General features: G+C 64.2%; 13 protein-coding genes. 5 read left to right on the top strand and 8 right to left on the bottom strand.

The window, feature by feature from the left end; all coding sequences use genetic code 11:
* Nucleotides 1-44 precede the first annotated feature (44 nt).
* From BLR34_RS16955 to BLR34_RS08825, 3 genes are read right to left on the bottom strand one after another with little or no spacing between them, the layout of a single operon-like run.
* Complete coding sequence (locus tag BLR34_RS16955; RefSeq protein ID WP_176765275.1) at nucleotides 45-491, bottom strand: DUF5680 domain-containing protein; 447 nt, start codon at nucleotides 489-491, stop codon at nucleotides 45-47.
* Between the two features lie 51 nt (nucleotides 492-542).
* Complete coding sequence (locus BLR34_RS08830; protein ID WP_092702099.1) at nucleotides 543-986, bottom strand: DUF2391 family protein; 444 nt, start codon at nucleotides 984-986, stop codon at nucleotides 543-545.
* Between the two features lie 59 nt (nucleotides 987-1,045).
* Nucleotides 1,046-1,966, bottom strand: a complete 921-nt coding sequence (locus BLR34_RS08825; protein ID WP_092702097.1) for a phosphotransferase family protein — start codon at nucleotides 1,964-1,966, stop codon at nucleotides 1,046-1,048.
* 187 nt (nucleotides 1,967-2,153) lie between these two features.
* Here BLR34_RS08825 and BLR34_RS08820 point away from each other — a divergent pair, with 187 nt between their 5' ends.
* Nucleotides 2,154-2,399, top strand: coding sequence for a glutathione S-transferase N-terminal domain-containing protein (locus tag BLR34_RS08820; RefSeq protein ID WP_092702095.1), 246 nt, complete (start codon nucleotides 2,154-2,156; stop codon nucleotides 2,397-2,399).
* Here the strand turns inward: BLR34_RS08820 and BLR34_RS08815 are convergent.
* Nucleotides 2,396-3,622 carry a methyl-accepting chemotaxis protein gene (locus tag BLR34_RS08815; protein WP_092702093.1) on the bottom strand — a complete coding sequence of 409 codons (1,227 nt, stop codon included), beginning with the start codon at nucleotides 3,620-3,622 and terminating at the stop codon, nucleotides 2,396-2,398. The genes BLR34_RS08820 and BLR34_RS08815 overlap by 4 nt on opposite strands.
* Nucleotides 3,623-3,753: 131 nt before the next feature.
* On the opposite strand from BLR34_RS08815, the gene BLR34_RS08810 reads away from it, so the two are divergent.
* A complete protein-coding gene (locus BLR34_RS08810; RefSeq protein WP_092702091.1) occupies nucleotides 3,754-4,359 on the top strand; it encodes a DUF192 domain-containing protein in 606 nt (201 codons plus the stop codon).
* Nucleotides 4,360-4,420: 61 nt separating this feature from the next.
* Here BLR34_RS08810 and BLR34_RS08805 read toward each other — a convergent pair whose 3' ends face one another.
* Both BLR34_RS08805 and BLR34_RS08800 read right to left on the bottom strand, forming a co-directional pair.
* Complete coding sequence (locus BLR34_RS08805) at nucleotides 4,421-4,858, bottom strand: transcription elongation factor Spt5 (RefSeq protein ID WP_092702089.1); 438 nt, start codon at nucleotides 4,856-4,858, stop codon at nucleotides 4,421-4,423.
* On the bottom strand, nucleotides 4,858-5,031 hold the full coding sequence (locus BLR34_RS08800) for a protein translocase SEC61 complex subunit gamma (protein WP_092702087.1): 174 nt from the start codon (nucleotides 5,029-5,031) through the stop codon (nucleotides 4,858-4,860). Before BLR34_RS08800 ends, BLR34_RS08805 begins: the two co-directional genes overlap by 1 nt.
* 145 nt (nucleotides 5,032-5,176) lie before the next feature.
* Here BLR34_RS08800 and BLR34_RS08795 point away from each other — a divergent pair, with 145 nt between their 5' ends.
* Nucleotides 5,177-7,111, top strand: coding sequence for a methyl-accepting chemotaxis protein (locus BLR34_RS08795; protein ID WP_218120873.1), 1,935 nt, complete (start codon nucleotides 5,177-5,179; stop codon nucleotides 7,109-7,111).
* A 10-nt stretch (nucleotides 7,112-7,121) separates the two neighbouring features.
* Complete coding sequence (locus BLR34_RS08790; RefSeq protein WP_092702085.1) at nucleotides 7,122-9,470, top strand: heavy metal translocating P-type ATPase; 2,349 nt, start codon at nucleotides 7,122-7,124, stop codon at nucleotides 9,468-9,470.
* Here the strand turns inward: BLR34_RS08790 and ftsZ are convergent.
* Both ftsZ and BLR34_RS08780 read right to left on the bottom strand, forming a co-directional pair.
* Entirely contained in the window at nucleotides 9,458-10,612 is a 1,155-nt protein-coding gene (ftsZ, locus tag BLR34_RS08785; protein ID WP_092702083.1) for a cell division protein FtsZ, read from the bottom strand. The two genes, BLR34_RS08790 and ftsZ, sit on opposite strands and share 13 nt — an antisense overlap.
* Nucleotides 10,613-10,761: 149 nt before the next feature.
* On the bottom strand, nucleotides 10,762-12,144 hold the full coding sequence (locus BLR34_RS08780; RefSeq protein WP_092702081.1) for a D-aminoacyl-tRNA deacylase: 1,383 nt from the start codon (nucleotides 12,142-12,144) through the stop codon (nucleotides 10,762-10,764).
* A gap of 136 nt (nucleotides 12,145-12,280) precedes the next feature.
* Between BLR34_RS08780 and BLR34_RS08775 the strand changes: the two genes are divergently transcribed.
* Nucleotides 12,281-12,700, top strand: a complete 420-nt coding sequence (locus tag BLR34_RS08775) for a TRAM domain-containing protein (RefSeq protein WP_092702079.1) — start codon at nucleotides 12,281-12,283, stop codon at nucleotides 12,698-12,700.

Genomic DNA, 12,700 nt, shown 5'->3' with positions numbered 1-12,700 from the left:
CGAGCGAGTAGGGTGGGGTCGTTGACTCGTGTGGTGGCCGAAGTTCATTCGACCCGTCCGCCGGAGAACTGTCCGCGGTAGACGATCTCCCCCTCAGTTCGAATTTCCTCCTCGCCGTCGAATCGGTCCAGGTTTCCATCGACAGTACTGCGGTAGGATAGGTCGTCCCCGCGGAGCTGTTCGGGGCCGCGGTACGGCCGGGCAGGAGTCGCCTCGCGTAACGCGTCACGGAGGAATCCGTACACCTTGTCGCGGTCGACGGTGACTGTCGTCAGGTCGCCGTAGTAGCTCATTCCCCAGACGGGGTCGCTCTCGTGAGACACAACCTCGTGCCCGACAAACGCGCTGGAGCCGGTGTAGGAGTCCCGGTAGCGCCACGGGCCACGCTCGTAGGTGAGAATCGTCCCGGCTTGTTCTGTGGCGTTATCGGGCTGTGCAGCCGCATAGCCGTGCTTGTGGGCCTGGGCGATGAACGCAGACAGGTTGGTCATATGAGTGTCTCGTCGGTACCAGGAGAATAAACAAACACTGAACCACAGAAGCTACTTCGCGAAGATGCTGTCGGCGGTCGCCGCGCCGACGACGCTGAATATCGCTCCGATACTGATGGCTTTGACCGTCGTCTGTGCGAGGTCGGCGGTGTCGCTCGCGTCGAGAAACGTCGCTGGCGCGCCAAACAGCGCCGCGAGAATCGCCACCGAGCCGAAAGAGACAGCCATCAGCGAGATGAACCGCACAGGAATCCCGAGAAAGCGCTGTTCGTCGGTCGTGTCACGCGTCGTGTCCGCCTTGTACAGCGCCGCGTATCCGATTGCGAACACGACGCCGGCCGTGCCTACGGCGTGGAAGATAGTCATGTTGCCTGCGAGTGTCCACACCTCCTCGGTGACGACGAACGGTCCCGCGAGCAGGAAGCCGCCGACGAGCTGCTGTGCGGAGTCGGCGAGCCGAAACCCGCGAGGGCGGCGTGGCCGGCGTATTCTCATGCCCGCCAGTACTACGGGGAGTGGCAAATAAGACAGGGTCGACACGCAGTGTCGACCGGTCAGGTGCAGTCGGCGAGTATCTCGGTCACCGTCGTGCGAAGGTCGGCCGCCTTCTGCTCGGTCGTCTCCGGGTCGTGTTGGTCCTGGACGTACAGCGACTCGAAGAAATAAAGCAGGTGCAATAGCACGTACCACGGCCGTCGCGTCGCGAGACCGTCCGGAAGCGGGCGGACGGATTCGTACCCCCGACGGAACGCCGCTCGCGTGCCGTCGTCCTCGGGACCGAACGTCGGCAACACCGTTCGCCAGTAGTCGAACTCACCGGGTGCGCCGATAGCGTGTTCGAAATCGACGAGACAGGCGGGTTCACCGTCGCGCACCGCGAGGTGTTCGGGAGTCACCCAGCCGTGACAGCAGACCGACGTGCCCGTGCCGGCAAAGGCGTCGGGATGAGCACGCAGGCAGTCAAGAGCGCGCTGTGCGATGTCGCCGTGGCCGTGCCGTTCGAGCGTCGGCCGATACTCGGTGACGTACTCGATGGCGGCCGCGTGCCACTCGTCGTGGCCGGTCGTCTCGATGGCGTTGCTGCCGGCGGGTTCGAACTGTCCGTACCCGTCGAGATGAGAGGCCGTCTCTGCGTGGAGCGTGGCCATCCCGCGCCCTGCGGTCCGTGCCCACTCCTCGGTCGACACCTGATCGGCCTCCGGCGTCGGTGCTTCGGGGTGCCACGCGGTGACGTAGTAGTCGTTTCCACGGGCGAGAACCTCCGGGACTGGAACCGACGTTCGCGCGCCGACGAAGCCGATGACTGCCCCCGCCATTCCGGCGCTCCCGGTCCTGTCGGTGTCGAGTTTGGCGACGGCGCGTCGTCCCTCGACGGTGACCTCGTACACCGCGTGGGGTGGCACGTCGTGAAGGCGGTCGTCGATACTGTAGCTCTCGAACTGTGCCTCGAGTCTATCGCGAGTCTTCTCTCTCATGAGTCTCTGCCACTACGGGTGGTGTCCGGCCGGAGTCGGAACAGTGCCGCGGCTCCGGCCCGAAGAATGTGTATCTTCGTGCATCCGGCTCGTATATAAATAGCAGTGATTCGGGAGCTATCTCGGCATTGTACTCTGGGTACAAACCCGCGAAATCCTTAGGTTCGTCCCGGCACAAGCTATCGTCGTGTCTACTATCAAACTCTACGACAGAGAGCAGTGTCCATACTCGAAGAAAGTCAGAGACAAACTCGACGAGTTAGACCTCGAGTACGACGAGACAGTCGTCCCGGACGCACACGCCGAGCGCTCGGAAGTCGAGGAGGCGACCGGTCAGACCGGCGTTCCCGTCATCCTCGACGACAACATGGACGAGGAGTTTCTTGCCGACAGCGACGATATCGTCCGCTATCTCGAACGACAGTACAGTTAGAGTCGGTCTGCGACGCTTTCGAGTTCGGTGTGGAGTGTCTCGTTTGCCACCGCGATGTCGGATATTTCAGTCGAGATTTGTGAGGCTTTCCGAGAGGCTTCGTCAATCATCAGTGCTAGCTCTTCGGCGCTTTCGGACTGTTCTTCGGTCGCGGTTTCGACCTCTTCGAGCGCCGTCGACACCGTCGTGACGTGTTCCTCGATGCTATCGAAGGTGTCAAGCGCCTGTGTGACGGCGTCGACGCCCTCGTCGGTTTCACTCTCTAGCTCGTCGAGTTCCGCTGCGGCCTCGGCGGTACCGGACTGAATCACGTCCACGAGCTCCTCGATTTCGCCGGCCTGTGCTTTGCTCTTTTCGGCGAGTGACTTGACTTCGTCGGCGACGACGGCAAAGCCCTCGCTGTCGCCGCCGGCACGAGCGGCCTCAATGGAGGCGTTCAGCGCCAGCATGTTCGTCTGCTCGGCGATGTCGTCGATGACATCGACAATCTCGTCGATTTCCGAGGTCCGGTCCTGGAGCGTCCCGACGCGCTCGCCGACCTGGGTCGCCCTGTCGTTGATTCGTTCGAGTCGGTCGGCCATCTCATCGGCGCGCTCTCGACCCTTTTGTGCGAGGTCCTGTGCCTCGTCACTTTGCTCGTTTACCTCCTGTGCTGTCGCGGCAATCTCCTCGGTCGCGGCGTTGATGTCGTCGATTTCGCCCGCGAGGTTGTCAGTGTTCTCTGCCTGCTGCTCGGCGAGTGTCTGTATCTCGAAGGAACTCTCCTGGATGTCGGTCGCCTGGTCGACGAGTTCGTCTACCGACTGCTTGGTCTGTGTCACGCCCTCCTCACCCCCGTGGATGCGAGGCGCGAGCGCGGCGGTGTCTATCGTCACGACCCGCGAGAGCGCCGCGGTCGCGGCCGGCGAGCCGTCCTCGGCGAGCAGGTTGGCCTGGACCGTCGCCAGTGCCCCAAAGAACTCCGCCGGCGCTGTCTCCGTCTCGGCGACGAGTGCGACGAGGTCCTCGTACGCACTGTCTCCGTTCGGAAGCGTGTTCGTGAAATACTCGCCGACACAGGTCAACAGCTCCTGGTCCCGTGTGTCGAGTTGGGACGAAACGTACGCTGTGGTTTCCTCGCGTGATTCGGGTAGTGCAGTCTCTGCGGTGTAGCGAAGCTCGGCGGTCGGCGTCGAGAGGGTGGTCGCCGTCTCCACGTCGACGGTTGGGTCTGGCGTACTCATCTTGGCCCGGTATTGGTGGGGGCGCGGGATAACCGTTCTGTAGCCACAGTCCGGGAACGGCCACCCGGACCCGTGCAGGCCAGTCTCGGGAGCTTGAAGATGCCGGGAACCGTAGCTACCCGACGACCCCGATGAAACGACGGAGCGCACTACGAACACTCCTTGCAGGGGTGGCCGGCGGCCTCGCCGGGTGCCTCGGCTCTGAGAACGATGACAACGCCCTGTCCGGGACAGCCACGCCAGCGGAGACGGCGACTACCACGCCGACCGAGACAGAGACCCCGACCGAGACAGAGACCCCGACCGAGACGGCAACGCCCACTGAGACACCGACTCCCGAGTCGCTCTTTCCGGGCTACGAGACGACTGAGATAACATTCGCCACGCCCGACGGCGAGCAACTCGCTTCGATTACCGCCGCACTCGCAGAGACCTCCGAGGAGTGGCGGCTCGGCCTCAGCGACACCGTGTCGTTGCCCGAGGACTGGGGAATGTTGTTCGTCGACGAGTCGGTCTCGGACCGGGAGTTCTGGATGAAAGAGATGGATTTCGGCCTCGATATGCTCTTTGTCGACGACGAGAAAACCATCACCGGCATCCGCCACGCCCCCGAGCCAGCGGGAGACGGCACCGAGGACACGTACAGCGGCCGCGGGCAGTACGTCCTCGAAGTCAACTACCGGTGGACCGACCGAAATGACGTGTCCGAGGGCGACGTGCTCGAGTTTACGCTGTAGCTACGCACTGTGTGTCATTTGCGCTCAGTCTGTTCGCGTCGAGTGACTCACAGTCGTCGTCTTACCGCTCCTCGGAGTCGAGCACCCGAATCTGGTCGCCACGAACCGTGACGGGAATCGGGACTGTCGCCTCGTAGAGTTCGACCGTGACCTGGTCTTTGCCCTCGTCGATGCGCTGGACCTGCGCTTTCTCGCCTTTGAACGGGCCGGCGATGAGTTCGACGATGTCACCCTCGGCGATACCCTCGACATCGGGCGTCGGCGAGAGGAAGTGCTCGATTTCGGCCATCGAGGTCTGGCCGGGGACGACACCGTTTGCGTGGGGAATCTCGTCGAGGATGCGCTCGAACACCGAAGAGTCCTCGGCCTCGACCATCACGTAGGAGGTGACCGAGTCCGGCGCAAGCGCCGCGTGAATCTCTGGCTCCTCGCGGTTGATAATCATATCCGCGACGGTCTGTTCCTGACTCGCTGTCGTCTTGACCGCGTAGATTCCCATTACGGACCACCCGGCACGAACGTCATGAACGCGAAGATGACGAACCCGATGAACCCGACGAGGACGATTCCCAGGCCGGCAATCTTGGCGACCTGACTGAACTCCTCCCAGGCGGGCGTGCTCGCCAACTTGAGGACACGGATGTACGAGCTGAGGTCTGTTGGCGTGTTCATACGGACCCTTTTCCGGTGCGTGCTTTTCTATCTATTGGTTGGCACCGACTGTCAGCAGTCTGTAACACTCTGTCCAGTTCACTCAACTCTCAAAGGTAGTACCCACCCCAAAACCGTTAATTACCCTCAATCCCCCTGTCTTTGTATGGCAAGTGAAAACATGTCAGGGGGTGGCTCGCGGCTGTCGGCACGGATAGCTGCTGGCTACGAGGATTTCGTTCGGTACGTGCCACAGGGGCGGTCGATACCGGACGACACGTGGACTGCACGTCACCGGGGAATCCTCCCCTTGCTGTTCGCACATCCACCGTTGTTGCTCTTACTCGGACTGTTCGACGGCCACGACCCATACCTCACCGGAGCAACCTTCGACGCAGAGCCCCTAGGTGTTGTGCTCTTCGAGGTGGGCAGTATCACTGCACTCGCGGTGCTTGCAAGTGTCTCTCGTCTCGACCGACGGGTGCGGACGTTCATCGCCGCGCTCGGACTGATGACCGGCTCGGCATCGCTCGTCCACTTCTCTGGTGGCTTCATCGAAGCACACTTCCATTTCTTCGTGATGGTCGGGGTCGTCGCCATCTACGAGGACTGGCTGCCGTACATCCTGGCGATTCTTTACGTCGCACTCCAGCACGGCGCTGCCGGGATGTACTTCCCCGAGGCTGTCTACAACCACGCCGCCGCCATCGCTAACCCCTGGCGGTGGGGCTTCATCCACGCGGTGTTCATCCTCGGACTCGCGGGCGCAATCGTCATGCATTGGCGGTCTATCGAGCGTGCCCGCGAGGAGACACAGCGACAGATTCAAAATCTCAAGGAGAACCGTGCCGACATGGCCGACCTCGAAGCGGCGAAATCAGAGGCCGAGGACGCCCGGTCAGCCGCCGAGGAGGCACAGGCAAAGGCCGAGACGCGCAGACAGGAGGTCGAACAGTTGAACGATGAGTTGCTGACCCGGGCCGATAATATCGCAAACGCGATGGATGCCGTCGCCGACGGCGACCTGACAGTCGACCCACCAGAGAATACTGACATCGAAGCCATCGACGAAATCAACGCCGCCTTCGGGACGATGACAGACGAGCTATCGGCGACTATTGCCGACCTGCGGGCATTCGTGGGGACCGTCGAGGAGACGACGGCCTCGGTTTACGACGACGCCGAGACCTTCGAGCGCGAGCAACAGGAGATGGCCGACGATATCAGGGGTTTTGCGACACAGCTCCGTGAGCGGGCGGCCGACCTGGAGGCCGCGACCGACGAACTCGGCGACCTGGCGGCGACAATCGAGGAGATTGCAGCAAATGCCGACTCGGTCGCAGCCGAGGCCGGCGCGGCTGCCGATGCGGCCGAGGCGGGCGGCGAAACCGCCACAGAGGCCGTCGAATCGATTGCCGAAATCGAGAACAGCATCGAAGAACTATGGGGGCTGATTGACTCTCTCGACAGCCGGATGGACGACGTTGCAGAGAGCACGGGTCTCATCGACGATATCGCTGAGCAGACGAACATGCTAGCGCTGAACGCGAACATCGAGGCTGCCCGGGCCGGCACCGACGGCGAGGGATTCACTGTCGTCGCCGACGAGGTCAAGTCACTGGCCGACGAAACCCGAGAGCACTCGACGGCAATCGAGGAGACTATCGAGACCACTGTCGGGGACGTCGAGCGGGTGCTCTCCGAGATGGAGCGAGCCAGAGACCGCACCGAGGACGGGAAATCGACAGTCACCGAGGCCGGCAACCAGTTCGAAGCGCTCTCGGAGACGGTCGACTCGGTCGACGATTCGGTGGATGGGGTCGCGACGGCGACCGACAGCGCCGCACAGACGACCGAAGGCGTCGTCGATGCGGTCATGCAGGTGGCAGACCAGTCTCGCTCTATCGCGGCCCAGAGCGAGGCGTTCGCCGACCGCGCCGAGGAGAACGCCGCCACGATGGCCGACATCAGCGATCGTCTCGCCGACCTCACGAGCCAGACAACCGAGCTACAGAGCCGCCTCGAAGCCTTCGACTGTGCCCCGCGAGGTGGCGTCGAGTCACCACAGCTGACCGACGGTGGCTCGGAGACGGAGCAATGACCTCGCGACGATGACGACCTGTCGCCTCTGTTCGTTGCCGGTGACAGAGCCCGTCCGCGGCGAGGACGTCGAGGGCGTCTTCTGCTGTCAGGGCTGTCTGCAGGTGTACCAGACGGTCGGCGACGTCGAGACGACCGAGGGTACGGCGGACCGACAGCCAGCACCCGAGGACGCGACAACCGCGTTTTTCGCGATGGACGGGATGCACTGTACGACCTGTGAGGTGTATCTGGAATCGGTCGCGACCGACTGCGACGGCGTCTATCACGCCGAAGCGAGCTACGCGGCCGAGGCGGTCAAAGTGGTGTACGACTCCGAGGCACTCTCCCGGGAGCATCTGAAGGAGGCGCTCTCGGGGACGGGATACATCGCGCGGAACCGTGACACGACGAGTGAGGACGACGTCGAGGCAATCGAGAACCGCCTCATCGTCGGTGCCGCCCTGGGGATGATGGCGATGACGGCGTACGCGGCCTTTCTGTACCCGACGTACTTCGGGTACGACCCGCTGGTCCCCCTGGAGCCAGGCGACAGCGCACACATCTACGGCCATCTCGCCGCGCTCTCAGCTATCCTCGTGTTGTACACTGGTGCGCCGATGCTCCGGGGCGCCTACGTCAGCCTCCGGACCAGGCGACCGAACGTCGACCTACTGGTGACGACCGCTGCGCTAGCGGCGTACACCTACAGCACCGTCCGTCTGGTCGGCGGCCACGCCGACCTCTACTACGACGTGACCGTCGTCGTCGTGTTGGCGGTGACGGCCGGAACCTACTACGAGCGGCGAATCCGGGCACAGACCTCGGGGCTGCTCACCGACCTCACGCCGCTACAGGTGGAGACGGCCACCAGAGAGAACGGAGAGTCGGTCTCTGTCGACGCTGTCGACCCCGGCGACCGCCTCCTCGTCAAGCCGGGCGAGCGAGTTCCTGTCGACGGCGTGGTCCGCGAGGGGCAAGCCCCAGTCGAAGAGGCACTGGTCACGGGGGAGTCGCTGCCGGAGACGAAATCGCCGGATGATACCGTCGTCGGCGGCGCAGTCGTCACCGACGCGCCGCTGGTGATCGAAGCGACGCGGGGTGAGAACACGCTCGACCGGGTCGTCGACTCGCTATGGGAGGTCCAGACCGCCCGGTCGGGCGCACAGCGGTTCGCCGACAGACTCGCGACGGTCTTCGTCCCGCTGGTGTTGACGGTCGCGGCGCTGGTGAGCGGCTGGCTCCTCCTGACAGCCGCACCACAGACGGCACTGCTCACCGGCCTAACGGTGCTCATCGTCTCCTGTCCGTGTGCGCTCGGGCTGGCAACGCCGCTTGCGGTCGCATCGGGCCTCCAGTCAGCGGCCGACCGAGGCGTCGTCGTCACGACGCCCGCGCTGTTCGAACACGTCGACGCCGTCGATACCGTCGTCTTCGACAAGACCGGTACCCTGACCGACGGCGAGATGGCCGTCCGAGACATCTACACACCGGGCGATGCGACCGAGGAGACGGTGCTCGCGCGAGCGGGCGCCGTCGAACAGCACGCCACTCATCCAGTTGCGACGGCAGTCGCAGCCGCAAGCCCCGACGCCCGGACCGACGGTGGTGCTCTCGCAGTCGAGCGAGCCGGGCGTGTCTCGTCGTTCGAGGGGTACGACCGTGGCGTCGCCGCGACGGTCGACGGTCGCCGTGTCCTCGTTGGCCACCCGAAGCTGTTCGACGACCGCGGGTACGCTGTCTCCGCGGATATCGAGCGTCGGGCGGCGACCGCAGCCGACCGAGGCGCGGTACCGGTCGTCGTCGGCTGGGACGGGACGGCCCGTGGCGTACTTACCGTCGGCGACGAGGACCGCCAGGCGTGGGAATCGGTCGCGACAGCTCTCGGCGACCGGACGGTTGTCCTGACGGGCGACGACGGACCTGCCGCCGAGCGACTGGCAGCCAACACTGCAGTCGACGAGGTGTTTGCAGGGATGAAACCGGACGGCAAGGCTGTGACGGTCAGGCGACTGGCGGCGACGGAGACGGTGGCGATGGTCGGCGACGGGAGCAACGACGCGCCAGCACTGGCGGCCGCCGACATCGGCGTTGCACTCGAACAGGGGACCGAACTCGCGCTCGACGCCGCCGATGCGGTCGTTCTCGGCGACGACCTCCGGCGGCTACCCGATGTGTTCGCCGTCGCGGCGGCGACCCGCCGGCGCATCCGCGAGAATCTCGCCTGGGCGTTTGTCTACAACGCTATCGCGATACCGCTTGCGGTCTCTGGTCTGTTGAATCCGCTGTTTGCCGCGCTGGCGATGGCGACGAGTAGCCTGCTCGTCGTCGCAAACGCCGCGCGAACGACCGACGGACGCGAAAAGAATTACTCGACGTAGTCGATGTCGTCGCCAATCTGCTGGGCGGCACGTTCTTCTTGAGCTTCGCTCTTGCCGTAAATCTGTGGGCTCTCGACGCCCGTGACGACGATCATCGTCTCCATCTTGCCCTCGAACTCCTGGTTGACCGAAGCACCCCAGATGATGCGGGCGTCGGGGTCGATGCGGTCGTAAATCTCCTCGACGACGCCTTCGGCTTCCTCGATGGACATGTCGGGGCCGCCGACGACGTTGACCAGCGCGGAGTTTGCGCCGTCGAATTCCACGTCGAGCAGCGGCGAGCGCAGCGCCGAGCGAATCGAGTCCTGGGCCTTGTTCTCGGAGTCGCTCTCGCCGAGACCAATCATGGCGACGCCGCCGTTTTCCATGATAGTGCGAACGTCGGCAAAGTCGACGTTGACGAGGCCGGGTTTGGTGATGAGTTCGGTCATCCCCTTCACCGAGCGCATCAGGACGCGGTCACAGATTTTGAACGCGTCCTGTAGAGGCATCGACGGCGCGTAATCGAGCAGGCGGTCGTTAGGAACGACAATCACGGTATCAGAGACAGAGCGGAGGCGTTCGAGACCCGCGTCGGCGTTGGCTCGCCGGCGCTCACCTTCGGCGGTAAAGGGAATCGTCACGATAGAGATAGTCAGCGCGCCGGCGTCCTGTGCGGCCTGTGCGACGACCGGAGCGGCTCCCGTGCCGGTGCCGCCACCTAGTCCCGCAGTAACAAAGACCATATCGGAGCCGTCGATGGACTGCTGGATGTCTTCGAGGTTCTCTTGGGCGGCCTCCTCGCCGATTTTCGGGACCGAACCGGCACCGCGACCGCCGGTCCGTTTCTTGCCGATGAGGATTTTGGTATCAGCCGCCACTTCATCTGCAAGGTGCTGGGCGTCGGTATTCGCCGCGACGAGCTTCGCGCCGTGAATCCCTTCCTCCATCATCCGGGTGACGGTGTTGCCGCCTGCGCCGCCACAGCCGACGACGGTGATTTTCGTTTCGAGGTCTTCGACTACCTCGGCGAGCTCGTCGTCGGTCATCGTCCCCGAGGTCGATGGTTCCTCGGTTGTCGGGCCGCTGTCGGTCGGTTCCTCCCGTACCTCGTCCCGCTCGTCCTCGGCCTCCTCAATCGCGTCGTCGATAATCGAATCCATAATTTAAATACCCATTGCGGGCCGAGTATTAATTACTTTTCCCTCCTGTCTGACCGTTGTCTGACACTCATGTCACGATAGTGTGTGTGAAAACTACTATCGCCGACTGCGGTTTTCTCGCAATCTCCAGACGAAGCGAAGGGGAGTTCTCACTCGGGTGAGAGCGGGAACCGGCTGGTCCGTTCGTCGTGGACCGCCTCGGGGGGGATAGTCTCGCCGTCGACCTCGACGGGCTTGCCGGCAGCGAGTTTCCCAAACGCCGGTCCCTCGGGGACGCCGAGAGTGCGGGCTTTCTCGTCGTCGAGGACGCGCTGGCTGGCGACGACCGTCTCCTCGTCAACCTCGACGCTGTCGTATTTCGAGGCCAGTACGTCCAGCAACGCCTCAACGACCCGCTCGCGGTCGGTGTCCGGGCCGAGAACGAGCGGGCCGGTCGGGCGGGTTCCTCCCTGGTCGGTTCCGAAGGCGAGCGCCGTCGCCGCGAGCGCCTCGTAGGTCGCCTCGCGGTCGATACCACGAGCCTCGGCGAGCAGGTCCGCCGGTAACTCGACGACGCGATAGGTGTCGGGAAGCGCGCCGTCTCTCGCCGGCTCACCGAACCGGAGGCCCGCATCGACGGTCATCACGTCATCTTCGACTGCCCGGACGAATCCGAGCGGCACGCCATCGGTTTCGCGGACCCAGGTTTCAGACACCGCGCGGTAGCCGAGAGATTCGACGCGCTGGGCCGCCGTTCCTTCGACGAGTGCGTAGGCGCTTGCACTCTCGGCAAACGCCTGTCGGAGGACCGACTCGGCGGCCGGCGTGTCCAGGTCGCCGAGCGCGTCGAGCCCCCAGTCTGCGAGGATGTGCCCGACTGTCCAGTCGGTCTCTGCCATCACACGCTCGAACCGCGGGGCGTAGTGGCCGCCGCCGATGCCGACGAGCTGTCGCCGTCGCTGAGTGTCGCTGCCGTCGGTCCAGCTTCCGTTTTCGGGCGGTCGGTGTGGCGGCGTCTCGCACAAATCGAGGATGGCCTGTGCGACTGCCCGGGCGGCGTCAGGGTCGTCCCACTGGGGTTCGGCGCTTCCCACCTCGACGAACAGCGACGGGACGCCGACGTCGGTGGGGCCGTGGTGTGTACACTCGATGCCGACCTCGTAGTCGGGTGGGGCGTGTCGTTCGAGCGCCTCGCGGACGGTGCCGAGAGCGTTCGGACAGGCCTCGGCAAGCGCGTTGTCGTCGCCGCCGTGTTCTGCCGGTCCGACGTTACCTGTGTGATGGGCCGTCAGCAGTGGGCCGGTCTCGCCGGCGTGGCGGGAGGCAACGGCGAGTAAATCGATACCGTCGAAGGCCTCAGCCGGACGGACGATGTCGAGGTGGCGGCCGCCGAACTCGCGGAGCTGTGCCCCCTCGGTTTCGTAGACAGTTCCGCCGCCTGCCCCGTCCGGGCGGCTATCGTCCTCGCGGGTCTCCCAGTCCGCGACGGCGCGCAACTGCTCACCGATGTGTACCGAGGCGCTGTCGGCACGGGAGACCAGTATCCCGAGCATACCGTCTGTTCGGGGAAGCGCCGGCAAAACCGTTGTTATCCGGAGCCGGCGGCCGGACGAGAAGCGCCGTCGCCCCGGCAACAATCCAAACGACCCCGGGAATTAATGTAGTGTCCGCCGTTAGGTCGAGTATCACATGGTCGAAATTCCGGATTCCCTGCGGAGTTTGTTCACTGCGACTGTCGAAGAGCAGGAAGGTAAATATGTTATCGAGGTACCAAAGTCTGAGATAGAAAACGAGGCCGCGCGTCCCGGGAGTACCTACCGGGTCGCCGTCCTGCCCCATGCGGTAGAAACTGACTCCACGGAGACAAGCGACACTAACGAGGCAGCGCCCGACCGCGAACCCGGCCCGCCGGAACCGCCCGTCGACGAGGGCGAACGCCGGGAGGTCACCATCGAGTCCGTCGGCGACCAAGGCGACGGTATCGCCAAAGTCGAGCGCGGCTACGTCGTCATCGTCCCCGGCGCTCGGCCGGGCGACCAGCCGACCATCGAAATCGACCAAGTAAAGAAGAACGTCGCCTTCGCGACCGTCGTCGAAGGCGGTCGGTAG

Origin of the sequence: Halovenus aranensis (assembly GCF_900100385.1) — an archaeon.
GTDB classification, from domain to species: domain Archaea; phylum Halobacteriota; class Halobacteria; order Halobacteriales; family Haloarculaceae; genus Halovenus; species Halovenus aranensis.
Note: the sequence above shows the minus strand (reverse complement) of the source record. Positions and strands in the feature narration are given on the sequence as shown.